The sequence below is a fragment of the Bradyrhizobium sp. USDA 4473 genome, from assembly GCF_054063335.1.
Genome location: NZ_JBSSGE010000001.1, coordinates 7,667,639 through 7,694,055, shown reverse-complemented (window position 1 = coordinate 7,694,055; position 26,417 = coordinate 7,667,639). Strand labels below are relative to the sequence as shown.

The 26,417-nt window shown below is 65.1% G+C and carries 23 protein-coding genes; 14 read left to right on the top strand and 9 right to left on the bottom strand.

Annotation, left to right across the window (positions count from 1 at the left end):
- Positions 1-201 precede the first annotated feature (201 nt).
- Both ACVW17_RS36020 and ACVW17_RS36015 read right to left on the bottom strand, forming a co-directional pair.
- Positions 202-1,500 carry a serine hydrolase domain-containing protein gene (locus ACVW17_RS36020; protein WP_456798695.1) on the bottom strand — a complete coding sequence of 433 codons (1,299 nt, stop codon included), beginning with the start codon at positions 1,498-1,500 and terminating at the stop codon, positions 202-204.
- Positions 1,501-1,608: 108 nt separating this feature from the next.
- Positions 1,609-2,985, bottom strand: a complete 1,377-nt coding sequence (locus tag ACVW17_RS36015) for an aminotransferase-like domain-containing protein (RefSeq protein ID WP_456798694.1) — start codon at positions 2,983-2,985, stop codon at positions 1,609-1,611.
- A gap of 94 nt (positions 2,986-3,079) precedes the next feature.
- Here ACVW17_RS36015 and ACVW17_RS36010 point away from each other — a divergent pair, with 94 nt between their 5' ends.
- On the top strand, positions 3,080-3,499 hold the full coding sequence (locus ACVW17_RS36010; protein WP_456798693.1) for a DUF983 domain-containing protein: 420 nt from the start codon (positions 3,080-3,082) through the stop codon (positions 3,497-3,499).
- A gap of 137 nt (positions 3,500-3,636) precedes the next feature.
- On the opposite strand, the gene ACVW17_RS36005 is transcribed toward ACVW17_RS36010, so the two are convergent.
- The gene (locus ACVW17_RS36005) at positions 3,637-4,836 is read right to left on the bottom strand and encodes a multidrug effflux MFS transporter (protein ID WP_456799014.1); all 1,200 of its coding nucleotides are present in this window, start codon (positions 4,834-4,836) and stop codon (positions 3,637-3,639) included.
- 322 nt (positions 4,837-5,158) lie between these two features.
- On the opposite strand from ACVW17_RS36005, the gene ACVW17_RS36000 reads away from it, so the two are divergent.
- Positions 5,159-6,493, top strand: a complete 1,335-nt coding sequence (locus ACVW17_RS36000; protein WP_456798692.1) for an MFS transporter — start codon at positions 5,159-5,161, stop codon at positions 6,491-6,493.
- Positions 6,494-6,601: 108 nt separating this feature from the next.
- Here ACVW17_RS36000 and ACVW17_RS35995 read toward each other — a convergent pair whose 3' ends face one another.
- On the bottom strand, positions 6,602-7,552 hold the full coding sequence (locus ACVW17_RS35995; protein ID WP_456798691.1) for a YiiG family protein: 951 nt from the start codon (positions 7,550-7,552) through the stop codon (positions 6,602-6,604).
- A gap of 131 nt (positions 7,553-7,683) precedes the next feature.
- Positions 7,684-8,679 (bottom strand): LysR family transcriptional regulator, encoded by a 996-nt coding sequence (locus ACVW17_RS35990; RefSeq protein WP_456798690.1) that lies wholly within the window; start codon positions 8,677-8,679, stop codon positions 7,684-7,686.
- A gap of 125 nt (positions 8,680-8,804) precedes the next feature.
- Here ACVW17_RS35990 and ACVW17_RS35985 point away from each other — a divergent pair, with 125 nt between their 5' ends.
- Positions 8,805-9,209, top strand: coding sequence for a DUF1330 domain-containing protein (locus ACVW17_RS35985; RefSeq protein ID WP_456798689.1), 405 nt, complete (start codon positions 8,805-8,807; stop codon positions 9,207-9,209).
- Between the two features lie 113 nt (positions 9,210-9,322).
- Here the strand turns inward: ACVW17_RS35985 and ACVW17_RS35980 are convergent, their stop codons facing one another.
- From ACVW17_RS35980 to ACVW17_RS35965, 4 genes are all read right to left on the bottom strand, one after another.
- Positions 9,323-9,958, bottom strand: a complete 636-nt coding sequence (locus tag ACVW17_RS35980; RefSeq protein WP_456798688.1) for an aspartate/glutamate racemase family protein — start codon at positions 9,956-9,958, stop codon at positions 9,323-9,325.
- Positions 9,959-10,134: 176 nt separating this feature from the next.
- The gene (locus ACVW17_RS35975; RefSeq protein ID WP_456749425.1) at positions 10,135-11,145 is read right to left on the bottom strand and encodes an amino acid ABC transporter substrate-binding protein; all 1,011 of its coding nucleotides are present in this window, start codon (positions 11,143-11,145) and stop codon (positions 10,135-10,137) included.
- A 61-nt stretch (positions 11,146-11,206) separates the two neighbouring features.
- Entirely contained in the window at positions 11,207-12,562 is a 1,356-nt protein-coding gene (locus tag ACVW17_RS35970; RefSeq protein WP_456798687.1) for an aspartate aminotransferase family protein, read from the bottom strand.
- Positions 12,563-12,567: 5 nt separating this feature from the next.
- A complete protein-coding gene (locus ACVW17_RS35965) occupies positions 12,568-13,443 on the bottom strand; it encodes a MurR/RpiR family transcriptional regulator (protein ID WP_456798686.1) in 876 nt (291 codons plus the stop codon).
- A gap of 106 nt (positions 13,444-13,549) precedes the next feature.
- Here ACVW17_RS35965 and ACVW17_RS35960 point away from each other — a divergent pair, with 106 nt between their 5' ends.
- The 11 genes from ACVW17_RS35960 (at position 13,550) to pncA (ending at position 26,364) form a co-directional block, all read left to right on the top strand.
- A complete protein-coding gene (locus tag ACVW17_RS35960) occupies positions 13,550-14,737 on the top strand; it encodes an amino acid ABC transporter permease (protein ID WP_456798685.1) in 1,188 nt (395 codons plus the stop codon).
- Position 14,738: 1 nt separating this feature from the next.
- Positions 14,739-15,860: an amino acid ABC transporter permease gene (locus ACVW17_RS35955; protein WP_456798684.1), complete on the top strand. Its 1,122-nt coding sequence runs from the start codon at positions 14,739-14,741 to the stop codon at positions 15,858-15,860.
- A gap of 135 nt (positions 15,861-15,995) precedes the next feature.
- A complete protein-coding gene (locus ACVW17_RS35950) occupies positions 15,996-16,790 on the top strand; it encodes a FadR/GntR family transcriptional regulator (RefSeq protein ID WP_456798683.1) in 795 nt (264 codons plus the stop codon).
- 45 nt (positions 16,791-16,835) lie between these two features.
- Positions 16,836-18,263 (top strand): amidase family protein, encoded by a 1,428-nt coding sequence (locus tag ACVW17_RS35945; protein WP_456798682.1) that lies wholly within the window; start codon positions 16,836-16,838, stop codon positions 18,261-18,263.
- Between the two features lie 211 nt (positions 18,264-18,474).
- Positions 18,475-19,695: an ABC transporter substrate-binding protein gene (locus ACVW17_RS35940; protein WP_456798681.1), complete on the top strand. Its 1,221-nt coding sequence runs from the start codon at positions 18,475-18,477 to the stop codon at positions 19,693-19,695.
- A gap of 1,181 nt (positions 19,696-20,876) precedes the next feature.
- Positions 20,877-22,469: an FAD-dependent oxidoreductase gene (locus ACVW17_RS35935; RefSeq protein ID WP_456798680.1), complete on the top strand. Its 1,593-nt coding sequence runs from the start codon at positions 20,877-20,879 to the stop codon at positions 22,467-22,469.
- Entirely contained in the window at positions 22,469-22,876 is a 408-nt protein-coding gene (locus tag ACVW17_RS35930) for a c-type cytochrome (protein ID WP_456756249.1), read from the top strand. The genes ACVW17_RS35935 and ACVW17_RS35930 overlap by 1 nt, the downstream gene beginning before the upstream one ends.
- Positions 22,877-22,898: 22 nt before the next feature.
- A complete protein-coding gene (locus ACVW17_RS35925; protein ID WP_456798679.1) occupies positions 22,899-23,399 on the top strand; it encodes a RidA family protein in 501 nt (166 codons plus the stop codon).
- Positions 23,400-23,507: 108 nt separating this feature from the next.
- Positions 23,508-24,926 (top strand): M20/M25/M40 family metallo-hydrolase, encoded by a 1,419-nt coding sequence (locus ACVW17_RS35920; protein WP_456798678.1) that lies wholly within the window; start codon positions 23,508-23,510, stop codon positions 24,924-24,926.
- Entirely contained in the window at positions 24,926-25,744 is an 819-nt protein-coding gene (locus tag ACVW17_RS35915; RefSeq protein WP_456756246.1) for an aspartate dehydrogenase, read from the top strand. The genes ACVW17_RS35920 and ACVW17_RS35915 overlap by 1 nt, the downstream gene beginning before the upstream one ends.
- Entirely contained in the window at positions 25,744-26,364 is a 621-nt protein-coding gene (gene pncA / locus ACVW17_RS35910; RefSeq protein WP_456798677.1) for a bifunctional nicotinamidase/pyrazinamidase, read from the top strand. The genes ACVW17_RS35915 and pncA overlap by 1 nt, the downstream gene beginning before the upstream one ends.
- Positions 26,365-26,417 lie beyond the last annotated feature (53 nt).

Here is a 26,417-nt window from a genome sequence, read left to right as displayed (position 1 = left end):
ATACGTGTGCGTTCGTCTGCAACGAATGCAGCGCGAGCCTGATCGCCGATGCAGCACGGCGCAGGCAGGAAGCGGTTCGGCGGAAGTCAGCCGCGTCTTTGCGAGCGCAAGCAAAGCAATCCATCTATCCGCGAGCAAACGGATAGATGGATTGCTTCGTCGTTTCACTCCTCGCAATGCCGAAGTTAATAACGGCGGAACTCAATCCGGGCTGAACGCGTCGTACACCAGCTTGCGGAATGCCGGCGTGATGCGCTGGCGCTCGTTCTGGGTCTGCTCCAGCATGATGTAGATCATGTCGAGTTTCGGATCGACGCCGAAATAGGTGCCGCTGCCGCTGTCCCATTTCAATTCGCCGATCGAGCCGGGCGGCGGCGGCTTGGCGATGCCGGGATCGGTGCGCACCGCGATTCCGTAGCCGTAGCCGAAGCCGTCGCCTGGAAAATACCAGTAGTCGCGGCCGACGCCCGAGCCCGGCCCGATATGATCCGTCGTCATGGTCTTGAAGGCGGCGGGGCTGAGATAGCGCTTGCCGTCGAGCTCGCCGCCGTTGAGCAGCATCTGCGCGAAGCGCGCATAGTCGGTTATGGTCGACACCAGGCCGCCGCCGCCGGATTCCCATTCCGGATGCGCGCGCCGGTCGTTCTCGCCTTCGATCAGGATCGTGTCCGAAGGCAGCGGTTCGGCCAGCCGCGTCCGTTCCGTCTCCGCATCGAGCACGTATCGGGTGTCGGTCATCCCAAGGGGATCGAAGATCCGCTCCTTCTCGAACTGATAGAGCGTCTTGCCGGAGACGATCTCGATCACTCGGCCGAGCACGTCGGTGGAATGGCCGTAGCGCCACAGCGTGCCGGGCTGCCGCGACAGCGGCAGCTTGGCCAGCCTTGCTGTGAATTCCTTGTTGTCGAACTTGCCGTCGAACAGATGTCCCGCGCGGTAGATCTTCTGGATCCAGTCGGCGCCGATATATTCGTAGGTGATGCCCGAGGTGTGCCGCATGATGTCTTCGATGGTCACCGGGCGGATCGGCGGCACCAGCTCCACCTTGTCCGGATCGTTGCCGCCGTCGGGTTCGATCGCGACCTTCACGTCGGCGAACGCCGGAATGTATTTCGACAGCGGATCCTGCGGCGACAGTCTGCCTTCGTCGACCAGCATCATCGCGGCGGTGTTGGTGATCGGCTTGGTCATCGAATGCAGCGCGAACATCGTGTCCGCCCGCATCGGCGATTTGGTCGTGACGTCGCGATAGCCGAAGGCTTTCAGATAGACCGGCTTGCCGTGCTGCTGGATCAGGATGACTGCGCCGGGCAGCTTGCCGCTGTTGACTTCATTGTTGAAGAATTCGGTTATGTGTTCGAGCTTCTCCGGCGACGGGGCAGGGGCGTCGGTGGCGCGTGCGTCGCCCGATGTGACAAGTGCAAGACACGCGATCGCGGTCGTTACCCCACGAAGTATCCGCACGGCAGGGTGGATCGCCCGATCATATCCACATGACATTGAGAAGCCCGCCCCCTGCCTGATGTTCTGAACGCCGCATGTCTAGCGCAGGCGCCCGCGCAGCATAATCATTTTCGAGCGAGTTTATTCCCGAACGATGGTCGAATTTTAGACAATCTGCGTGGCGCCGGCCGGCGTGCGCACGGCACTCGACAGCACCTGCAGCGCCTGGCTCAGCTCGGCGCGGTTGCGTGCGGCACCGAGCGAGACGCGCAAGCCGCGCGGCGCGGCATCGCCCGCTGCAAAGGCGTCTTCGCCGACGACGGCAAGGCCATTGCGCATCAGATGCGACAGCAAATCGGTGCCGTCGAAATGCTTCGGCAGCGGCATCCACAGATGATGGCTCGCCGGCCGCGCCGCATAGCTGACGCCCTTGAGGAAGCGGGCGGCGAGCTGCTGGCGCGCGGCGGCCTCGTTGCGGATGGCGCGGATGATGTCGGCGGCGACGCCGGAGCGCAGCCATTGCGTCACCAGCGCCACCATCAGCGATGGCGGCATTTGCATGGTGGCCTGCATGCCGGCGCGCATGCGCTGCTCGGCGCTCGCATTGGGCGCCAGCAGATAGGCGACGCGCAAGGCCGGCGCGATGCATTTGGCGATGCTCGCGGCGTAGTAGGTGTGCTCCGGAATCAGGGTCGCGATCGGCGCCATCTGCGGTTCGAGCGGTCCGTAGACGTCGTCCTCGATCAGGACAGAGCCGCGCTTCCGGATGATGTCGGCCATCGCCTTGCGCCGCGCAGTGCCCATGGTCGCGGTGGTCGGGTTCTGCTGCGTCGGCACCAGATAGACCGCCTTCGGCTTGTGCTTTCGGCAGGCCTCGTCCAGCGCGTCGGGCCGCGCGCCCTCCGCGTCCATCGCCACGCCGATCAGGCGGACATCGAGCCGCGCCGCCGCGGCCTTGATGCCGGGAAACGTCAATGCTTCCGTCAGCACCACATCGCCGGGCGATGTCAGCGCCAGCAGCGCGTTGAAGATGATCGCCTGCGAGCCCGGATAGATCACGATGCGGTCGGCGGAAGCGTTCGGCACGCGCGGCTGTAGCCACGCGGCGCCGACCTCGCGCTCGTCGGCAGTGCCGCCGGGACGCGTGTAGCCGAGATAGGCGGAGAACCCGGCGTCTGAGCGGATGGTCGCGAGGCCCTGCGCGATGCGCAGGTCGAGATTGGCCTCGACCGGCTGCGGCGGCAGGTTCATCGACAGGTCGATGTTGACGGGCGCGGATAACTCGGAGGCCGCGCGCGCGGTGGTCTCCGAGACGAAGGTGCCCTGGCCGACGCGTGCGTCGAGCAGTCCGCGCCGCCGCGCCTCGCCATAGGCGCGCGTCACCGTGGTGAGGTCGATGCCGAGCGCGGTCGCCAGCGCGCGATGGGTCGGCAGCCGCTGGCCGCGGACCAGCCGGCCGCTGGCGATATCGGCGGCCAGCGCATCGACGATGCGCAGGAACATCGGGCCGTGCCATTCCGAAACTGTAGGGATCCAATCCATGCAATACAGCGATTTGTCTTTGATTGTATGCTCTAGGAGACATATTGTATGGATCATCAGATCAGGTCAAGGACAACGACCAAGGACGACTGCGATGACCGAGACGGTTTCCCTGCCAAAGGCAATGTTGCGCGGCTTCACCATGAAGTGCCCGAACTGCGGGCGTGGCCATCTGTTCGGCCGCTTCCTTAAAGTGGCGGATCATTGCGAGGTGTGCGGCGAGGACTTCACCCCGCAGCGCGCCGACGATTTCCCGGCCTATCTCGTGATCGTCGTGGTCGGCCACGTCGTGGTGCCGGCGCTGCTCTGGATGGAGACGACCTACGCGCCGCCGGCCTGGTTGCAACTCGCGATCTGGCTGCCGGTGACCTTGTTCAGCGCGCTCGCGCTATTGCAGCCGACCAAGGGCGCGATCGTCGGCTTGCAGTGGCAACTCGGCATGGAGGGATTTGCGGCGACGCGGCGCGCCGTGGCGACGGTGCGGAGTGGCGTTGGGCGAACTCGCCAAGCCTGACGCGATGTCGTAGCCCGGATGCAGCGAAGTGAAATCCGGGGGCTCGTGCAGCGGGCAACACCGTCCCGGATTGCGCGGAGCCTGTCATCGGGCGCGCGTTCGCGCGGCCCGTTGGCTCCATCCGGGCTACGGGCTCGTCAAATCGGATGGTGATGGGGCCGGAACATGCGGCCCTTTTCCGTCACCAGCACCACGGCGAGCGCGGCCAGCGTGCACAGGAAGAAGCCGGTCGCGAACGGCAGCAGCGTGCCGTTGTAATCCTGGCCGATCACCGTCCCGACGCCGATCCCGAGCAGCGTGGTGATGGTGCCGTACAGCGAGGAGGCGGTGCCGGCGATCTTGCCCTGCGGCTCCATCGCCAATGCGGTGAAGTTCGCCATCATCAGCCCGAACGCGAACATCATCAGCCCCGACAGCACCATGAACAGCGGCAGCGACAGCGTGTCGGTCTTCACCGCGAGGAACAGTGCCGCGGCCACCACGGCGAAACCGGTCAGCGCGGCGTGCGAGATCACCCGCATGCCGATGCGGCCGACGATGCGCGAATTGAGGAAGCCGGCGATCGCGACGCCGACCGCGCAGGCCGCGAACGCGACCGGGAAGTAATGCCCGAGCTTGAAGATCTCGGTGAAGATCTGCTGCGACGAGAACACGAAGGCGAACAGCGAGCCCTGCACGCCGCCGGCGGCGAGCGCATAGCCGAGCGTCTGGCGATTGGTGACGGTCTGGCGGAATGCGGACAGCACCTCCGGGATCGCCAGCGACTTGCGCAACTCCTCGGGCAGCGTTTCCGGCATCCGCATCGCGCTCCAGGCCAGCGCGATCACGCCGTAGATCATCAACAGCACGAAGATGCCGCGCCAGTGCGTCAGCAGCATCACCGCCTGGCCGAATGACGGGGCGATCACGGGGACGGCGATGAACACCATCATCGCCAGCGACATCACGCTCGCCATCCGCCGTCCGGCGTAGCAGTCGCGCACGATCGAGGTCGCGATCACGCGCGTCGCCGCGGTGCCGAGCCCTTGCAGCGCGCGCGCCAAGAGCAGCGTCTCGAACGAGGGCGCCATGATCGCGAGCAGGCCGGCGATGGTGTAGACCGTCATGCCGCCGAGCAGCACCGGGCGGCGGCCGAAGCGGTCCGACAGCGGGCCCATCACGAACTGGCCGACCCCGAAGCCGACCAGGAAGATCGACAGCACCATCTGCGGGCGGTTGGCGTCGGCGATCTGGAATGCGGAGCGGATGTTCGGCAGCGCCGGCAGCATCATGTCCATCGCCAGCGGGTTCAGCGCCATGATGGAAGCGATAACGACGACGAATTCCGGAAAGCCCATCGGGCGGTGGCCTGAGGAGACCCAGGCATCGGCATTGATGTCAGACACTTACGACCTCTTGGAGCGCTGGGATCATAATGCCCTTGCTGCAATGCACAATCGGCGTTTTGGGATGGGAGACCGTCGGCGACGGGTGAGGTAACCGGGTCATGGAACCGGTCGGGCAGGGGGTGGCGGCGTGTCGGCCGTGGCTACACCGTTGCGATTGCAACTATTTTGCTCGTCCCGCGCGAAAACCTCTGCTATCCCCGCATCAGCACCCGTGCAGGGCAGGCGCAACGCGGCCGGTGACCCGCACGGCAAAGACGTTTGGGGAGGCCACATGTCCATCGAACTATCCGCGCGGTCGCGCGGTGCTGAACTGTCGGATGAGGAGCGCAAGGTTCTCACCGCAACGCTCGTCGGCACCACCATCGAGTGGTACGACTTCTTCGTCTACGCCCAGGCCGCCGGCCTGGTGTTCGGCGCGCTGTTCTTCGCGCCGATGAACGCCAACAATCCGCTGCTGGCGCAGATCGTCTCGTTCGCGACGCTCGGCCTCTCCTTCCTGTTCCGCCCGCTCGGCGCGATCGTCTGCGGTCATCTCGGCGACCGCTTCGGGCGCAAGAACATGCTGGTCGTCACGCTGCTGTTGATGGGCGCTGCGACCGCGCTGGTCGGCCTGCTGCCGACCTATGCGCAGATCGGCGCCTGGGCGCCGGCGCTCCTCATTCTTCTGCGCATCCTGCAGGGCTTCTCGGCCGGCGGCGAGTGGGGCGGCGCGGCGCTGATGGCGGTGGAATCGGCGCCCGTCGACAAGCGCAGCTTCTTCGGCTCGTTCCCGCAGATCGGCACGCCGCTCGGCATGATCCTGGCGACCGGCGTGCTGTGGTTGCTGACGGCGATGCTCGGCAAGCAGGCGATGATCGAATGGGGCTGGCGGATTCCGTTCCTGCTGTCGATCCTCTTGATCGTGGTCGGCATCGTGACCCGCCGCACCGTGGAGGAATCGCCGGTGTTCCAGGCGATGCAGCGGCGGCACAAGGAATCCTCCGCGCCGCTGCGCGAGCTGATGCGCAATCATGCAAAGGAGATCCTGCGCACCGCCTTGATCTTCATGGCCAACAACGCGGCCGGCTACATCCTGATCGCGTTCATCATCAGCTATGGCGCCAACACGCTGAAGCTGCCGTCGGAGCAATTGCTGCTGATCGGCACGCTGGCGGCAGTGAGCTGGTTCATCTTCACGCTGCTCGGCGGCATCCTCGGCGACAGAATAGGCCGCGTGCGCTGCTTCCAGATCGGCTACACCCTGATGGTGCTGTGGGCGGTGCCGATGTGGTTCTTGATCGACAGCAAGAATTTGCTGCTGTTCTTCATCAGCGCCGTCGGCCTCACCATCGCGCTCGGCCTGTCCTATGGCCCGCAGGCCGCGCTCTATGCCGAGCTGTTTCCGGCCAAGGTGCGCTATTCCGGCGTCTCGATCGGCTACGCGCTCGGCGCCATCTTCGGCGGCGCCTTCGCACCGATGATCGCGCAATGGATCATCGGCACTTACGGTGAGTCCTGGCGGGTGGGCGTCTATATCGGCCTGCTGGCGCTGATCTCGCTGATCACGGTGTCGACGATCAGGGATCCGCAGGGCGTCGATCTGAACGTGAAGGACGCAGGGACGTAGGCGAGGGGAATCCGTAGGGCGGATTGGCCGCAAGGCGTAATCCGCCACTGCCGTTGCGTCGCGGTGGATTACGCCTTCGGCTAATCCACCCTACGCAGCGGCGGCCATTCAGATTCGGGCGCCGCGGTTGTAGCCGTCGACGAGTTCATTGTAGTCGCGCATCAGCCGGGCCGGCGATCCTTCCACCATCCAGCCGGCGCCGGCATTGCTCAGCATCATCTTCTCACCGGAGCTGTAAGGCACCTTGTCGCGCATGCGGCGCATCAGCTGCTTGGCCGTGGTGAGGAATGATTTGGCGCTGCCGACGAACATCGAGCCGAGCTTGACGTCGCCGTCCTTGCCCGAGGCCTCCTCCATGGCCTTCACCGTCGCCTCATACTCGCTGAGCCCCTGGGTGATCGCGTCGAGGTCGGGCTTGTCGGCCTGCTCCGCGCGAAGCACGCGTTTGGCCTGGATCATCAGGGCCTCGACATAATAATGCGACTTGCGGCCTTCGCTCGCCTCGATCGCGGCCAGCTGCTCGGCCGAGCGCTTGTCATTGATCGCCTCGACGCCGGCGCGCAGCGCCTTGTCGGCGCCGGCGAATGCATCCCATGCCGCAACCAGGCGCGGATGCAGCGCCTTGCCCTTGGCCATCTTGTCGTCCTTGTAATTCTCCTGGGTGTAGTAGTCGTCCGCCTCCTTCAACAGCGGCTCGAGCGTGGTCACGGCGGCAACATAGGCATTCGCAGCCGACTCAAGCCCGGCGTCGTGCGGGTCCGCCGCATTGGCGGCCGCGACGCTCGTCTTGCAGTCGGAGGTGTCGTAGATCGTGTAGGTGCCGTAGATGATCCGCTCCTTGCCGGTGGGACCACTCCTGGCGGCCCAGGAAAAGTAGCGGTCGCGGGATTCGTAGGAGCGCGACGACAGGCGGTTGATGCACCCGACATAGGCATTCATCTTGCGCGTCAGTTGCGCGGAGGCGGCGCTCTCCGATGACGCAGGCGGCGCCTGCTGGGCGACGGCCGGTTCGAGACAGGCAGCGATGGCTGCAATCACAAGGAAACAGGTCTTTCGCATCGGGAAGTTGCCCTCATCTCGGCCGGAAGGCGGCCTCAGCTTGGGAAGCTTATGTGACGGCAGCAGGTGACGTCACATAAGCTTCCCAAGCCGAGGCCGCGCCGCCCACTATCGATAGACTGGTTTGTCGGCTACGGCCAGAAGCCCGCCTTGCGGACCGCACGCCGCGCGCGTAGCCGATGCTTTCCCTTCGTGCTCGCTGAGGCCGGCTCCGTCGGGCGTGTGATCGGAAACGTCTCGCGCATATGCTCCGCGAGCATTGCACAATAGTCGGTCGCGAAACGAGGCAAGGGACGTCGTTTGTCCCACGAGATGGTCAGGGGCTCCCGCAACATTCGGCGCCTGTGCGTGAGACCGACGATTCTCAATTCGTAACGCTGGCATTGCAGCTGGGAGGGAACGATTGCTACGCCGTGCCCCGCTTCGGCAAGTGCCAGCAAAGTGTGCGGGTTCCTGCTCTCGAACATGATCGCGGGCTTCAGTCCGGCCATTCGGCTCGCCGCATCGAAAGCACGGCGAAATCCGAACCCGCTATCCATCAGCAGCAGCGGAAACTCAGCAAGGTCAGCGACCTCGATCGTCGTCTGAGGCCCGAGCCGCATTGAGGGATGGCAGGCAGCCAGCAGCTCTACGGATCCAAGCGAAAGACTGCCGAAGTGCTGCTCGTTCAGCTTGACTGCATGCAGCAGGTTTTGGCCGAGATGAATTTCACCACGTTCGAGCATCGCCAATATTTCGTTGCCCGTCCCCTCTCTGATCCTTACTTCAACCCGGGGATAGCGCTTCGCATACCGATGCAGGAATCGGGACAGGACACTTTCGATGTGTTGCGGCGACCCGGCTATCTTGAGAACTCCGGTGTCTCCCCGTCGGAGCAACTGAGCCTGCTCTTTCAGTGAGCTGGCGCTGTTGAGCAGCAGCCGGCAGCCTGCGATCAACTGCTCGCCTTCGCCGGTCAGCAGAAGGCGGCGCCCGACACGATCAAACAGCCGCAGCCCGAGCTCCTGCTCAAGTCCGATGATTTGCCTGGACAGCGCCGGCTGGGCGACCCGCAACCGCAATGCGGCCTTTGAGACGGTGCCGAGCTCGGCCACGGTCAGGAACGTGAGGGCCTGTCGCAGGTTCATGCCCGCTTATAGCACTTTGGCATGAACTTTCAGAAGATATATGCATTGGACACATTTTAGGCCGAGGCGGAGAGTCCGGTGCGGCAGCGGTTCGCGACAGCAGCGAAACATGGAGGGAGGCCCGCATGAACGCCCGAGGCAGGATCGGTCTGGTCGTGCTGACATGCGCGACGTTGTGTGCTCTGGGCTGGGAGGCACTGCATGGCGAACCCGGGCCTCCCGCCTATCTGATCGGCCAGATCGACGTCGTCGATCCCGATGGCTATGCCAGGGAATATCTGCCCAGGGCGCGCGAGATCATCAAGGCGCACGGCGGGAAGCTGGTTGCGGCCGCGGGCGCGGCGGCGGCCGGTTCGCAGGTCGTTGCCGTCGACGGAGAGCCGCCGAGACGCGTGATCATCTACATGTATCCGAGCATGGCAGCGCTTCTGGCTTGGCGAAACGATCCAGCCTACGTGCAGGTCCGAGCCATTGGCGAAAAATACGCCAAGTATCACACATTCGCTGTCGAGGGCTCGGTGGCCAATTAGTCCCGATCGTCTCGCGCAACGGGATCAGGAAAGCAAAAGTTCTGCGCGATGGATGTGGCGACATAACCTGGCAGCGTCCCACTCCCAGGCGGCCAACGCATGCGAGTATCAGCCTAGCTGGCTCCGAGCAACACCTTCAGCTTCTTGACCGCGCTGTCGGGCGTCGTCAGCACCTCGCGGCCGGTGACTTCGGCGACGCGCGCGGCGGCCGGGGCCATGCTGTACTGGGCGAGCGCGATCAGATCGCAGTCGCGCAGATCGCGGCTGGCCTCGACCACGATGCGGTCGTGTGCGGCGCGGTCGCCGCGATCGAGCGCGGCCAGCGCGCCGTCGGCGAGCTTCGGCACCAGCGTCACGGACGACGGAAATTCCGGCGGCATCGACACCAGCGTCGGCGGGAAGGTCGAGAGCAGGCCGATGCGTTTTCCCTTGGCGACCGCCTGTTCGATCATCGCCTCGTTCGGCTTCAACACCGGCATCGGCGCGTGCGCGCGCGCCACCGCCTCGATGCACGGGCCGAACGCCGAGCAGGTGAACAGGATGCCCTCGGCGCCGGTGCCGGCTGCATATTGCCCGATGGCAAGGAAGCGCTCGGTCATCCGGTCGGTCAGCTTGCCGTCGCGCGCGAGGTCGGCCGACAGACTGTCGTCGAGCAGGTTCATCAGCCGCGCTTCCGGCCAATGATTTGCGAATGACGCCTCGATCGGCGCGATCGAATGCTTCAGGGCATGAATGAGGGTGATGCGCATGATTTCTTTCTACTCCCTCTCCCCGCAAGTCGTTGAGGTTGGAGGCTATAATCCATCAACTCGTCATTGCGAGGAGCGATAGCGACGAAGCAATCCATCGCTGTACTTGTGGCGCGATGGATTGCTTCGCTTCGCTCGCAATGACGGGAGGAATAGGTTCAAGGCCTATCAGAGTATCATTTGAACGGGATCGCGTACATCAGGCCGCCCTTGCTCCAGGTGGCGTTGAGGCCGCGTTCGAGCTTCAGCGGGCTTGCCTTGCCGACATTGCGCTCGAAGATCTCGCCGTAATTGCCGCCGGCCTTGATCGCCGCGACCAGCCATTTGTTGTCGAGGCCGAGCCGCGAGCCGAGATCGCCGGATGCGCCGAGCAGGCGCTGGATCGCCGGCACCTGCGACTTCGTCATCTCGTCGACATTGGCTTGCGTCACGCCGAGCTCTTCGGCTTCGACCAGCCCGTAATGCAGCCAGGTGATGATGTCGCTCCAGACCTCGTCGCCGTTGCGGGTGAACGGGCCGAGCGGCTCCTTGCTGATGGTCTGCGGCAGCACGACATAGTCGTCGGCCTTCGGTGCCGCGGTTGCGACCGCGCCGGCAAGCGCCGAGGCGTCCTGGGTCATGGCATCGCAGCGGCCGCCGAAGAAGGTCTGGTACATGGTATCGGGACGGTCGAACACCAGCGGCTTCCAGTCGATGCCGTTGGCGCGGCCGTAATCGCCGAGCGTCACTTCATGCGTGGTGCCCTGCGCGACGCAGACGGTGGCGCCCTTGAGGTCCTTCAGCTCCTTCACGCCGAGGTCCTTCTTCACCACAAAGCCCTGGCCGTCGTAGAAATTGACCGGGCCCTGGCGCAGCCCGAGCGTGGTGCCGCGCAGATAGGTCTGCGTCGAATTGCGGTAGAGCACGTCGATCTCGCCGGATTGCAGCGCGGTGAAGCGGTTCTGCGCGGTCAGCGCGACGTAGCGCACCTTGGCTGGATCGCCGAGCACGCCGGCGGCAAGCGCGCGGCAATAGTCGACGTCGAGGCCCTTGAAATTGCCCTGCGAGTCCGGCGCCGAGAAGCCGGCAAAGCCGGTCGAGACGCCGCACACCAAGGTGCCGCGCTGCTTGACGGTGTCGAGCGTCGCCGCGCTCGCGGTCGCGACGCCGGCGACGAGAACGGCTGCAGTAATCAATCCCCTGTACATTTTACACCTCCCTCATGCTTGAGCATGATCTTCTCGGAAAACCGGTACCCACTTTTCCGGATCATGCTCCGTGACCAACATCCTTCAGCGCGCCGTCGACCGCAGCGCCGAGCCTTTCGACGATCATGTCGATGTCGCCGGGCGTTGCGATATAGGGCGGGGCGAGCAGCACATGGTCGCCGCGCTGGCCGTCGGCGGTGCCGCCCGACGGATAGCAGCCGAGGCCGCCGGCAAACGCTGCGGACTTGATCCGCTGATGCAGCTTCAGCTTGGGATCGAATGCCTGCCGCGTGCCGCGGTCGGCGACCAGCTCGATCCCCCAGAACAGGCCGCGGCCCCTGATGTCGCCGACATGGCGGTGATTGCCGAAGCGCTCGATCAGCCGCTGCTCGAGCTGGCGGCCGCGCTCCTTGACCTGGTCGAGCAGCCTCTCCTCGGCGATCGTCTTCTGGACCTCGAGGGCTGCGGCGCAGGCGAGCGGATGCGCGAGATAAGTGTGGCCGTGCTGGAACGCGCCGGAGCCGTTGCGCACGGTGTCGACGATCGTGCCGCTCGCGAGCATCGCGCCGATCGGCTGATAGCCGCCGCCGAGTCCCTTGGCGATCGCCTGGATGTCCGGCGAGATGCCTTCCTGCTCCCACGCATGCAGCGTGCCGGTGCGGCCCATGCCGCACATCACCTCGTCGAGGATCAGCAGCGCGCCATGGCGGGTGCAGATCTCGCGCACCGCCTTGAAGTAACCCTCCGGCGCCGGCACGCAGCCGGCGGTGGCGCCGACCACGGGTTCGGCGATGAAGGCTGCGACATTGTCGGGGCCGAGCCGTTGGAATTCAGCCTCTAATTCGGCGGCGAGGCGGCCTACGAACGCGGCCTCCGATTCATCGTCGCGCTTCTCGTGATAGGCGAAGGCCGGGGTGACATGGCTGAACGAGGGCGACAGCAGCGGCGCGTAGGGCTCGCGGCGCCAGGCATTGCCGCCGGCCGACAGCGCGCCGAGCGTGTTGCCGTGATAGCTCTGGCGGCGGGCGATGAAGCGCGCGCGCTTAGGCTCGCCGCGCTCGATGAAATATTGCCGCGCCAGCTTGATCGAGGCCTCGATCGCCTCCGATCCGCCGCTGACGAAATAGACATAGCCGAGCCCGCCGGGCTCGTGGCCGACCAGGCGCTCGGCGAGCTCTTCCGCGGGCTCCGACGAGAAGAAGCCGGTGTGCGCATAGGCGATCTTCGACGCCTGCTTGGCGATGGCGGCAAGAATGCGCGGATGCTGATGACCGAGGCACGACACCGCGGCGCCGCCGGAGGAATCCAGGACGCGGTGGCCATCCTCCGCGATCAGCCAGACGCCGTCGCCGCCGATCGCTTTCGGCGGGGTCTCGCGCAGGCTGCGGTGCATCACGCGGCTCTTGTGGGCTGCCATGATACTCATCCTTTCTCGGCAATATATTGCGACATCCTGGCAAGCCGGCCTTCGGTCTCTTCCAGCTTGCGCTTTGCATTTGCGCCGCCCAGCGTGAAGGCGACGGCGGCGAGCGACTGGGCGACCGCGATCGCGCCGGTGAGGCTCGGGAAGAAGCCGGGCGAGGAAGCGGCCTCGAACAGCAACAGATGATCGGCGCCTTCGGCCATCGGCGCTGTGATCGTGTCGGCGATCGCGATCAGTGTGGCGCGCGCCTGATGCGCCGCACGCGCGGTCTCGACGCTGACCAGCGTGTAGGGCGCAAAGCCGATCACGACCACGGCGTCGTCAGTGCGGAAGGCGCCGTGGTCGAGATCGAACGGGCCGGAACCGCCGACCAATTGCACCGCGTCGGGACGGAACAGGCGAAGCTGATAGGTCAGCAGTTCCGCGACGCTGCGGCAGCTGCGAAAGCCTGATATCCAGATCCGGTTCGCCGAATGCAGCGCACGCGCGGCATCGGCGATCGCGTTCGCGGAGATCCGCGCAAGCCCCGCGGCTTCGGCTTCCAGCTTGTCGTGGACCAGTTTGACATCGGCATTCGGCCCGGCGCGGCGGCTCCTGGCGCGGCCGGAGAACGGCGAGCCCTGCGCCGGCCGTCGCGCTTCGGTGAGTGCAGCGCGCAATTCATCCCAACCGGAATAGCCGAGCGCCTTTGCCAGACGCGTAAAGGAGGCTGGATCGGCGCCGGCGACGGCGGCAAGCTCGCGCATCGAGCGGGTGGTGGCGTCGTAATCATTGGCTGCGACAAACCGACCGACCTCCTGCAAACGCATTGGCAGCGACGGCAACGCGCTGCACAATTCGTTGAGGGGCGATGGTTTCGGCTGAGCCTGGGCCATGAAACATATGTTGCATGAATCTTGATTTGGTGCAACATATGAAGTGCGCATCCTCGAATAGACGCCTGCGCATGGCAGAAGATCGCTTCTCAGGGGATCCTGTGCTGTGACGACATCGACGCCGAAACGCCCTCCCGCCCGCAACTGGCGGTTCTCGCTCAGCGATCCCCGCGTCGCCGGCCTGTTCTGGCAGGTCCTGGTGGTCGGCATCGCGATCGCCATCGTCGCCTTCCTGTGGTCGAACGCGCTGCATAATCTCTCGGTGCGGCGGATCTCGACCGGCTTCGCTTTCCTCGGCCGCGAGGCTGGCATGCCGATCGCCGACAGCTGGATCGACTACACGCCGAAGGACACTTATCTGCGCGCCTTCATCGTCGGCGTCGTCAACACGCTGCGCGTTGCCGTGATCGGCATCGTGCTGGCGACGGTGATCGGCACGCTGGTCGGCATCGCACGGCTGTCGTCGAACTGGCTACTGGCGCGGCTCGCCGCCGTCTATGTCGAGGTGCTGCGCGACCTCCCGCTGCTGTTGCAGCTATTGTTCTGGTACGTGCTGATGCAGGGCCTGCCGGCGGCGCGCCAGGCGTTCAAGCCGGTCGAGGGCGTCTATCTCTCCAATCGCGGCCTGATCCTGCCGTCGGTGCCGCTGCACGAGGCCAATTGGTGGACCATCCTGGCGCTGGTCGCAGGCCTGATCGTGTTCGCTTTCGTCAGGCGCCGCCTGATCGCGCAGCAGATGCGCGACGGCCGGGCGCGGCCGGCCTGGCCCTACGCGCTCGGCCTCGTCGTCGCGTGGCCTGTGCTGGTGTCGTTCCTCGCGGGCGCGAGCTGGAGCGTCACGCTGCCCGAGCTGCGCGGCTTCAACTTCGTCGGCGGGCTGACCCTGGCGCCGGAATATTTCGCGCTCTTGATCGCGCTCGTCACCTACACCTCGGCCTTCATCGCCGAGATCGTGCGCAGCGGCATCCAGGCGGTGCCGCGCGGCCAGTCGGAAGCCGCCAAGGCGCTCGGGCTGAAGCGCGGCTTCGTGCTCCAGCACATCGTGCTGCCGCAGGCGCTGCGCGTCATCATCCCGCCGATGACCAGCCAGTATCTCAACCTGACGAAAAACTCCTCGCTCGCGGTCGCGGTCGGCTACCAGGACATCGTCTCGATCGCCAACACCACGCTGAACCAGACCGGGCAGGCGATCGAGTCGATCGCGCTGATCATGATGGTGTTCCTCACCATCAGCCTCGGCATCAGCCTGTTCATGAACTGGTACAATGCGCGCATCGCGCTGGTGGAGCGTTGACATGAGCTCGGTCGCGCATGTCCCGCAGGATCCGCTGCCGATCGGCCCGCGTCCCGCACCGCGCGCGCTCGGCGGATATCTCACCGCCTGGCTGCGCGCCAATCTGTTCGCCTCGATCCCGTCCGGCATCATGACCTTGCTGCTGCTGTTCGTGCTCGGCAAGGCCGGCATCGCGTTTTGGCAATGGGGCATCGCCAATGCGGTCTGGATCGTCTCCGGCAACGACACCGCCGCCTGCCGCGCGCTGCGCGGCGTCGGCGCCTGCTGGGCCGTCGTGCCCGAGAAGTACCGCTTCATCCTGTTCGGCACCTATCCGTATAGCGAGCAGTGGCGGCCTGCGCTCGCGGTCGTGATCTTCATCGCGCTGTTCGTGGTGTCGAGTCGCCGCAGCTTCTGGCGCAAGGAGCTGTTCCTCGTGTGGGCCGCGGCGCTGATCGTGATCGGCTGCCTGATGTGGGGCGGCTTCCTTGGCCTCACCTTCGTCACCCAGGACCGCTGGGGCGGGCTGCCGGTGACGCTGATCCTCGCGACCTTCGGCTTGGCGCTCGGCTTCCCGCTCGGCATCCTGGTCGCGCTCGGCCGCCGCTCGAACTTGCCGGCGATCCGTTCGCTCTGCGTGCTCTATGTCGAATTGATCCGCGGCGTGCCGCTGATCAGCCTGCTGTTCATGGCGAGCGTGATGTTCCCGCTGTTCATGCCCGACGGCGTCAACATCGACAAACTCCTGCGCGCGCAGATCGCCTTCATCCTCTACGCCGGCGCCTATCTCGCCGAAGTCGTGCGCGGCGGCCTGCAAGCGGTGCCGCGCGGACAATATGAGGCCGCGGATGCGCTCGGGCTGTCTTATTGGGAGAAGCACGCGCTGATCGTGCTGCCGCAGGCCATCCGCCACGTCATCCCGCCGCTGGTCAACACCTTCATCGCCTTCTTCAAGGACACCAGCCTGGTCCTGATCATCGGCATCTTCGATCTCTTGACGACCGCGAAAACCGCGATCGTCGATCCGGCCTGGCAGTCCTTCAGCGTCGAGGTCTACGTCTTCGTCGGCGTGATCTACTTCGTGTTCTGCTTCGCGATGTCGCGCTATAGCCGCAGCCTCGAGGCGCAACGCGCGCACGGCTGAGCGCGCCAGGCTTTCCGCCAATTCCCGAATGTTCGATCCGGGCGGGCCGTCCGAAGGACGGCGCCGCTCCCGTTCGCTCGGAGGTCGGAAGCGAGCCCCTTGCCAAGCCGTCGCAATCCTATTTATGATCATAAAATGGATAAATCGGCTCTGCCCACCCTCGACCCCTCCCGCCGCGCTTCGATCAAGCGCAAGCGCTCGGACGCGGTCGCCGATCTGATCCGCAGCCACATCTTCCAGGCCGGCTTGCAGCCCAACGACCGGCTGCCGCAGGAGAGTGAGCTGATCGAGATGTTCGGCTGCAGCCGCTCGACCATCCGCGAGGCGCTCAAGTCGCTGGAAGTGCAGGGGCTGGTGCAGAACACCACCGGTCCCGGCGGCGGCGCGCGGGTGGCGCCGGTGTCGATCAACCGGATCGTCGGCCTGCTCAGCAACTACTTCTATTTCCAGTCGGTCAATGCCGCGCAGATCTACCAGATCCGCCGCCTGATCGAGCCGGAGCTCGCCTTCAGCGTGGTCGGGCACCTCACAACGGCGCATTTCGCCGCGCTCGACACCGCGATCGCGGTTCAGGAGCATCATCCCGGCGGCGAAGCCGATTGGGATCATCATCGCCACGCCGAGATCGATTTCCACGACATCCTGATCGAGGCCTGTCCCAACCCGCTGCTCGGCCTGATGTGCCGGTTCGTCAACGAGGCGATCCGTCATCTGATCGGCAAATTCGGCGCGCAGCAGTTCTCGTCGCGCTTCACCTGCGAGAATATCGACTTTCACAAGCGCCTGATGGCCGCGTTTCGCTCCGGCAACGCCGTGCGCGCCCGGCGCGTGATGCTCGATCATGTGCTCAGCGCCGAGGCGGTCGTCGTTCCCAAAGAAGACCGGCGGATGGACCAGCCGGTGTTCTACGAGCCGTTGCGGCTCGACTGAACCAACCAGCAAGAAACCAGTGCGAGAACCAGTGGAGGACAACACGTGACGAATGCACCGATCTGGCAATGGTCGGCCGTGGAGACGGCTGCGGCGATCAGGAACGGCGAGGCGACCTCCGAGCAGGTGGTCCGCGCGCATCTCGATCGCAAGCAAGAGGCCAACCCGGCGCTCAACGCCGTCGTCGTCGATCTCGGTGACGCCGCGCTGAAGTCGGCGAAGGCCGCGGACGAGGCGTTGGCCGCCAGCAAGCGCGGCGGCGCTGCCGTCGGGCCGCTGCACGGCGTGCCGGTCACGATCAAGATCAACATCGACGTCGAGGGCCAGGCCAATTCGAACGGCGTGGTCGCCTTCAAGGACAATATCGCGCCGGGCGACTCGCCGGTGACCGCCAACCTCAAGAAGGCCGGCGCCATCATCATCGGCCTGACCAACACGCCGGAATTCTCGCTGCGCGGCTTCACCGACAACCCGCTGCACGGCCTGACGCGCAATCCCTGGAATGCGGAGGTGACCTGCGGCGGCTCCTCCGGCGGCGCCGGCGCGTCGATCGCGGCCGGCATCGGCACCATCGCGCATGGCAACGACATCGGCGGCTCGCTGCGCTGGCCGGCGCATTGCAACGGCATCGCCACCATCAAGCCGACCCAGGGCCGGATTCCGGCGTTCAATCCCTCCGCCACCGCAGAGCGGCCGCTGATGGCGCAGTTCATGTCGTCGCAGGGCCCGCTCGCGCGCCACGTCGCCGACGTCCGTCTCGGGCTCGAGGTGATGGCGCAGCGCGACCCGCGCGATCCCTGGTATGTGCCGGCGCCGCTCACGGGGCCGAAGCCGGCAGCGCCGAAGGTCGCGCTGGCGAAGATCCCGGAGGACATGGTGACCGATCGCAGCGTGATCGCGCTTCAGCGCAAGGCGGCCGATCATCTGGCCGATGCCGGGTACGCGGTCAGCGAGGTCGAGGTCCCCGAGCTCAACAAGGTCTGGCAGCTCTGGTGCGACCTGATCATGACCGAGACGCGGGTATTGCAGCAGGATCAGATGCTGGCGACGACGAGCGCCGACTTCCAGAAGACGTTCCACGGCTTCATGGCGCTGGCCAACCCGCTCGATCAGGCCGGCTACATGAAGGCCATTGCCGAGCGGTCGCGCCACATCAGGGCCTGGATGGCCTTCCTCGAGCAATATCCTGTCGTGCTGATGCCGACCACGGTGCGCAAGACGCCGGAGGTCAATGCCGATCTCGGCGGCGATCAGCGCGTCAAGGATTTGTTCTGGAACGATCTGCGCTTCATCTCGTCGATCAACGTGCTCGGCCTGCCGGCGGCCGTGGTGCCGGTCGGCCTGCATGAGGGCGTGCCGGTCGGCGTCCAGATCGTCGGCTCGCGCTATCGCGAGGACATGTGTCTCGACGCCGCCGAGGCGATCGAGCGCAAGGTCGGCATCCTGGCAAGGCAATTGTGGGAGCGGCGCTGAGGCAATCATTCGGATGATCCAGGCAACGCCGCGGCGAAATCTCGTCGCGGCGTTCGCATGACCGGCGACGCGCGAGCCGACGCATTCGTCGCGTTCCTCCTCCCGGAATTTTAGCGCGGAATCGCAGAGCGCCATGCCGGTGAACGGGGTTGTCGGTGATGCCTGATTGGTTCAGGAGTTCGTCGAACCGTCCGAAACCTTTGGGAACGAAATGTCCATCACGAAACGCTCGTCCGTCCTCGCCGCCATTGCCGCCGCGTGTCTGTCATTTGCGGCCGGCGCGGCCCGCGCGGAGGATGGCGTGTTGCGGGTCGGCATCATCACCGACATGAGCGGGCAATATTCCGACGGCAATGGGCCGGGATCGGTGATCGCGGCCCAAATGGCCGCGGAAGAAATCGGCGGCACGGTCGCCGGACGCAAGATCGAGATCATCTCGGCCGATCACCAGAACAAGCCTGACGTGGCGACCGGCATCGTGCGCAACTGGATCGACACCAAGGGCGTCGACGTGATCGCCGAAGGCGTCAATTCCGCGGTGGCGCTCGCGATCCAGACCGTGACGCGCGACCGCAAGAAGCTGTTCCTGATCTCGGGTTCCGGTTCGTCCGATCTCACCGGCAAGCAGTGCTCGCCGACCAGCGTGCAGTGGACTTACGACACCTATGCTTCCTCGAACGCGACGGCAAAGGCCGTGGTCGCGCGCGGCGGCTCGCCGTGGTTCTTCCTCACCGCGGACTACGCCTTCGGCCAGGCGCTGGAGCGCGATGCCAGCAAGGCCGTGACCTCAGCCGGCGGCAAGGTGCTCGGCGCGGTCCGTCATCCCTTCGACACCGCGGACTTCTCGTCCTTCCTGTTGCAGGCGCAATCCTCCGGCGCGAAAATCCTGGCGCTCGCCAATGCCGGCTCCGACTTCCGCAACGCGGTGTCGCAGGCCGACGAATTCAACATCCGCGCCAGCATGCAGGTCGTCGCGTTGCAGGTGACGCTCACCGACGTGCCGGCGCTCGGGCTGGCGCATGCGCACGACCTCTTGTTCACCGATTCCTTCTATTGGGATCGCACGCCGGAAACACGCGTGTTCGCCCAGGAGTTTTTCAAACGACATGGCGCGATGCCGACCGCCTACCAGGCCGGCGTCAATTCGGCGCTCAGGCACTATTTCAAGGCGGTCGCCGCCACCAACTCGGTGGATTCGGAGACCGTGATCGCGCAGATGCGCAAGACCCCGGTCAACGACTTCTTTGCCCAGAACGGCGTCGTGCGCGAGGATGGCCGCATGGTGCACGACATGTACCTGATGCGCATCAAGAAGCCGGAGGAGTCCAAGAGCAAGTGGGACCTCTACGAATATCTCGCGACCGTGCCGGGCGACCAGGCCTTCCGTCCGCTCGATGAAGGCGGCTGCCCCTACGTCGCCAAGGCGCACTGAAGCGATCGGGCTGCGATGCCGGCGAGGTGAGGATGTCTGCCTCTCCAAGCGTCATTCCGGGGCGCGCCTCTTGGCGCGAGCCCGGAATCCATTCCTCAACGAGTACATGCGGCCCGATGGATTCCGGGCTCGACGCTTCGCGTCGCCCCGGAATGACGAGGAGGGTGTCGGGTGCGACAAAACAACCCGACGGGCAACTCAGCAAAAACGCGTCAAGGGCTCGCAGCAAAAATTTTTCGCTTTATCCGAAGAGCAATTCGGTGTATGAATTCCCCGTCTCACCCGACACGAGGGGCGCTTCGCGGTCGTCACGAACGCGGGTCGAGATGCGGTGGACGCGGATTGCGCAACTGACGAGTGCGCATGAAGCGGACGGCGAAATCGTGCAGGCCTGACGCCCTAGCGGTAGGTGTCTCTTCCGATTGCGCAATGCGCGTTGTGAAGACGGTGACAACAAAGCCAAGTCTCGCCGGGGAGAGCACGTATAAGCCGTAACCCATCGCGCAGGGAAAGCCGGATTGCTCCGGTTACACCTGTGGTCCTACCCCCGAGCTTTCTACCCCATTGCTCGGGGCCCATGGGTGCGATCGGCACCCGGCTTTCCCTGCGCCCTCTTCGAGAAGAGGGCGAAACGAACAGCAAGACTCGGACAAATCATGTCGCGAGAATGCGAAGCTGTATCCCCACCCCACCTGTCATCGCCCGGCTCGCCGCCTCCGCTGAAGCTTCGGCGAGCCCAAGACCGCAAGCCCCGTCGAAGCCTTGGCGTAGACGGGACCGGGCGATCCAGTACGCCGCGGCCTCTCGGTTGAACCACAGCTGTCTCTGGAATACTGGATCACCCGCTTTCGCGGGTGATGACACCGCGTGTTTGACGCCTTGAATCGAGCACCATCCGCACCGTCGTCCCTGCCTAGTGCGCAATTGCGCACGGGTGAAGGGACCCATAACCACGGATGCAAATTGCAGTGCAGCGCTGGAACGACGAGTCCCTCTAACAACATCCGCCGCGGCGTATGGGGCCCGATTTTCGCCAGGACGACAGCGGTGATGAAATCGGGTCGGTCGCGTGATGCATCAAAAGCGCGTGTGGCTGGATGTGGAAGCGTGCGGCCTTTCTTGACACGGATCGCATCAACCGTTTCCCTTCGCCATCGACGTCAGCGGCTGGGTGGGCGCGGGTGCAGAACGAATCTGTGATCAGGCGGCGGGATCTGCTGACGCTGATCGGGACCATTGCCGGCAGTTCGGCGATGTATCACGCGATGACGAGCCTCGGCTTCGCATCGGAGTCCGCCTACAAGGGGCCGGTCAAGCTCGCCGGCGACGTCAAGGGCGCCTCGGTGCTGATCCTCGGCGCCGGGCTTGCCGGCATGACGGCGGCGCTGGAACTGCGCAAGGCCGGCTACAAGGTCCAGATCCTCGAATTCAACAGCCGCGCCGGCGGCCGCAACTGGTCGATCCGCGGCGGTGACAGCTTCACCGAGCTCGGCGGCTTCAGGCAGACCTGCCAGTTCGAGCAGGGGCTCTATCTCAATCCGGGCCCATGGCGGATTCCCTATCATCACCGCGCGCTGCTCGATTACTGCCGCCGGCTCAATGTGACGCTGGAGCCCTTCATCCAGCTCAACCACAATGCCTATCTGCACGCGACGCGCGCATTCGACGGCAAGCCGCAACGCTTTCGTAGCATCAAGGCGGATTTCCAGGGCGGCGTGTCGGAGCTGCTTGCGAAAGTCAGCCAGCAGGGCAGGCTCGACGAGTTCGTCGGCAAGGAAGATCAGGAGATCCTGTTGCAGGCGCTGCGCGACTGGGGCGCGCTGGATCGCGATTACAAATACAATGCCAACCTCGGCTCCGCCGAGTTTCGCGGTTATGCCCACGATCCCGGCGGGGGCCTGATGCCCGACCCGCTGCCTAGCGACCCGATCTCGCTGCAGGAGCTGTTGCGGTCGCGGATGTGGCGCTATCTGCAGACCTTTGCGCGCTACGACTTCCAGACCACGATGTTCCAGCCGGTCGGCGGCATGGACATGATCGGCAAGGCGTTCGTGCGCGAGGTCGGCGATCTCATCCGCTACAACGCCAAGGTGACGCAGATCCAGCAGAACGGCTCCGGTGTCACCGTGAGCTATGTCGACACCGCCAACCCGTCCGCGGTGCAGCAGGCGACCGCCGACTGGTGCATCTGCACCATCCCGTTGCCGATCCTGAGCCAGCTGCCGATCGATGTCGGCGCGCCGATGAAGAGTGCGATCGAGGCCGTGCCCTATGCCGCCTCGGTGAAGATCGGGCTGCAGTTCAAGCGGCGGTTCTGGGAAGAGGACGAGGCGATCTATGGCGGCATCAGCTACACCGATCTGCCGATCCGGCAGATCGCCTATCCGAACACTGGCTTCAACCGCGGCGGCCGCGGCATCCTGCTCGGTGCCTACATGTATGGCGGCGCCAATTCGTTCGAGTTCACCGCGATGACGCCGGCCGAGCGGGTCGCCAGCGCAGTCGAGTTCGGGTCGGCGATCCATCCGCAATACCGAAGCGAATTCGAGAACGGCGTCGCGGTGGCTTGGCATCGCGTGCCGTTCACGCTCGGCTGCGCCGGCGAATGGACCGAGACCGCGCGGGCGCAGCATTACCGCAATCTCTGCCAGATCGACGGCCGCATCGCGCTGGCCGGCGAGCATGCCTCGCAGCTGCCGGCCTGGCAGGAGGGCGCGATCCTGTCCGCGCTCGACGTCATCTCCCGGCTGCACGAACGCGTGGTGAAGACGTGATGATGCGCAAAGGACCATCTGTCATTGCCATGTTGGCGCTGCTCGCAACGTCCGCGGCCGCTGCGCAGGACGGTGGTGCGGGCAAGCGCACCTTCTCCTCGGGTTACCGCTTCGTCGAGATGACCGGCGAAGAGCTGTTCGCCAATGTCTGCCAGGGCTGCCACATGCCGGACGCGACGGGCGCGAGCGGCGCCGGCAGCTATCCTTCGCTCGTCGGCAACAAGAATCTCGAATCCGGCAGCTATCCGATCTTCCTCGTCGTCAATGGCCGCCGCGGCATGCCGGCATTCGGCGACATGATGACCGATGGTCAGGTCGCTGCCGTTGTGAATTATCTGCGGACGCACTTCGGCAACAGCTATCAGGACGCGGTGACGACCAAGGACGTCCAGGACGCCCGCCGCTAACAAATACACTTGGGAGAGTTTGATGAAATTCACCGGTATCGCGTTGGGTGCCGCGCTGTCGGCGATGGCGACCGCCGCCTCGGCCGAAGTGGTCAGGCATCCGATTCCCAACTCGACATTCCCGATCGCGCAGGCCGTGACCGTCACCGGCAACGCCACGACGATCTATGTCAGCGGCCAGGTGCCGCCAGTCGTCAACAAGGATGCCGATCCGTCGAGCCCGCAGGCCTATGGCGACGCCAAGACCCAGACCGTCGGCGTGCTCAACCGGATCAAGGCGATCCTGGAAGGCCAGGGGCTCGGCATGGGCGACGTCGTCAAAATGCAGGTGTTCCTGGTGCACAGCGCGGGCGCGCCGATGGACTTCAAGGCCTTCATGGAGGGTTACACCCAGTTCTTCGGCGGCAGCCAGCCGAACCTGCCGGCGCGCTCGGTGGTCGGCGTCGCCACGCTGGCCAATCCCGGCTTCCTGGTCGAAATCGAGGTGATCGCGGCCAAGGATTCCAATAAGGACTCCAAATAGCGTGCACGAAACTGCGGAGCATGCGCGCGCAAATTGAAGGGCTTGCCGTCTTGCCAAAGCCTGTGTCGCCTGTCTGAATTCGTTGCAGTGGAATTCTGGGAGAGCATGATGTCGCACAAGACCCGAAACATGGTTCGATCGTTGCTGCTGTCGGCGGCGCTCGGTGCGCTGCTCGCAACCGGCGCCGCAGCGGAGGGATTGACCGAGCAACAGCAATTTGCCCGCGGCATCTACCAGGAGCTGGTCGAGATCAACACCACCACCGCAACCGGCGATACCCGGAAGGCGGCGGAAGCGATGGGCGCGCGGCTCCGCGCTGCGGGCTACCCCGAGGCCGACGTGCATGTGTTCTCGCCGGCGCCGCACAAGGGCAATCTGGTGGCGCGGCTGCACGGCTCCGGCGCGCGCAAGCCGATCCTGCTGGTCGCCCATATCGATGTCGTCCCCGCCCTCCGGGAAGACTGGACGGTCGATCCGTTCAAGCTCACCGAGCAGGACGGTTATTTCTACGGCCGCGGCTCGAGCGACGATAAATACATGGCCGCGTCCTTCATCACCAATCTGATCCGCTACAAGAAGGAGGGCTATAAGCCGGACCGCGACATCATCGTAGCGCTGGAGACCGACGAGGAGATCCTCGATGCCAACGGCCTCGGCATGCAGTGGCTGATCAAGAACCATCGCGACCTGATCGACGCCGAGTTCGCGCTCAACGAAGGCGGCGGTGTCGGCCTGAAGAACGGCAAGGCGATCCGCAACAGCGTGCAGACCGGCGAGAAGGTCTCGGTCGGCTACCAGCTCACCGTGAAGGATCGTGGCGGCCATTCATCGCTGCCGCGCAAGGACAATGCGATCTACCGGCTCGCCGAAGGCCTGGTTCGTCTCTCCAAATACGACTTCCCGATGAATCTCAACGAGACCACGCGGATCTATTTCGCCAAGACCGCGGAGACCGAGAGCAAGGAGAACGCCGACGACATCAAGGCAATCCTGGCGCCGCAGCCCGATCCGGCGGCCTTGGCGCGATTGTCGGACAAGCCCGGCTACAACGCCCAGCTCCGCACCACCTGTGTCGCGACCATGCTGGAAGGCGGCCATGCCATCAACGCGCTGCCGCAGCTGGCGAGCGCCAAGGTGAATTGCCGGATCCTGCCCGGCGAGCCGGTCGATGGTGTCCAGGCGGCGATCGAGCGCGTGCTGGCCGACAAGCAGATCGAGGTGACCCTGACCGGCAAGGCGGTGCTGAGCCCTCCGTCGCCCTTGAACGAGGAGATCATGGGTTCGATCGAGAAACTGTCGAAGGAGTTCTGGCCGGATGCGGCGATCGTCCCGGTCATGAGCACCGGCGCGACCGATGGCAGCTATCTGCGCAATGCCGGAATCCCGACCTATGGCCATTCCGGACTCGGCGCCGATGTCGACGACAACCGCAACCATGGCAAGGACGAGCGCGTGCTGGTCAAATCGTTCTACGAGGGCCAGGAGTACCTCTATCGCCTGGTCAAGATGCTCGCCGGTGGGAAATGATGGCGGACGGTAAGGCAAAGTTGCGGGTCGCGGTCGCCGGCCTCGGCGCGATCGGCACCGACGTCGTCAAGGCGCTCGATCAGGGCATCGAGGGCCTGACGCTTGTCGCGGTGTCGGCCAACAGTCCGGACAAGCATGGCGGCTGGGTCGCGGCGCTCAAATCCGCGCCGCGGCTGGTGCCGATCGAACAGCTTGCCGATGTTGCCGACATCGTGGTCGAGTGCGCGCCGAGCAAGGTGGTGCGCGCGATCGTGGCGCCGGTGGTCGCGCGCGGCAAGACTGCGGTCGTGCTCAGCGTCGGTGCGCTGTTGCAGAACGAGGACCTGGTCGATCTCGCGCGAGCCCATGGCGGCCAGATCATCGTGCCGACCGGCGCGCTGATCGGGCTCGATGCGGTGACCGCGGCGGCGGTCGGGACCATTCATTCGGCGAAGCTCGTGACGCGGAAGCCGGTCGCGGGCCTGCTCGGCGCGCCGCATCTGGTCGAGAACGACATCAAGATCGATGATATCACCGAGCCGCTGCGCATCTTCGAAGGCAGCGCGCGCGACGCGGCAAAAGGCTTTCCGGCCAATCTCAACGTCGCGGTGGCGCTGTCGCTCGCCGGCATCGGCCCGGACCGGACCCGGGTCGAGATCTGGGCCGATCCGACGGTGACGCGCAACACCCACCGCATCGAGGTCGATTCCGATTCCGCGCGGTTCTCGATGATGATCGAGAACATCCCCTCGGAGAACCCCAAGACCGGCCGCATCACCGCGCTGTCGGTGATCGCCTGCCTACGCAAATTGCGCGCGTCGTTACGGATCGGCACCTGATGAAGATTGAGCCTGACGATCTCCTGTTGATCATCGACGTGCAGAATGATTTCTGCCCCGGCGGCGCGCTGGCGGTCGCCGATGGCGATGCGGTGGTGCCGGTGGTCAACCGGCTCGCGGCGCGGTTTGACCATGTCGTGCTGACCCAGGACTGGCACCCGGCGGGCCACAGCTCGTTTGCGACCTCGCATCCGGGCGCGGCGCCGTTCTCCGCGATCACCATGCCCTATGGGCCGCAGACGCTGTGGCCGGACCATTGCATCCAGGGCACCGCGGGCGCGGCGTTTCATCCGGGCCTCGCCACCGACCGCGCCGAGCTCGTGATCCGCAAGGGGTTCCGCTCGGCGATCGATTCCTATTCGGCGTTCTTCGAGAACGACCGCACAACCCCGACCGGGCTCGGCGGCTATCTGCGCGAACGTGGCCTCACGCGTGTCCTGATGGCGGGGCTGGCGACGGATTTCTGCGTGCAATATTCGGCGCTCGATGCGCGGCGGCTCGGCTTCGAGACGGTGGTCGTGTTGCCGGGCTGCCGGGCCATCGATCTCGGCGGTTCGCTTGCGGCTGCCATCGCGGCGATGCGCGAGGCCGGCGTGAAGCTTGTCGAGGAGATCGTCTGAGCCTCGCCAGGCAGGGGCAAAAACCATTGTTTTGACTGGCCTTTTGTTCTAAT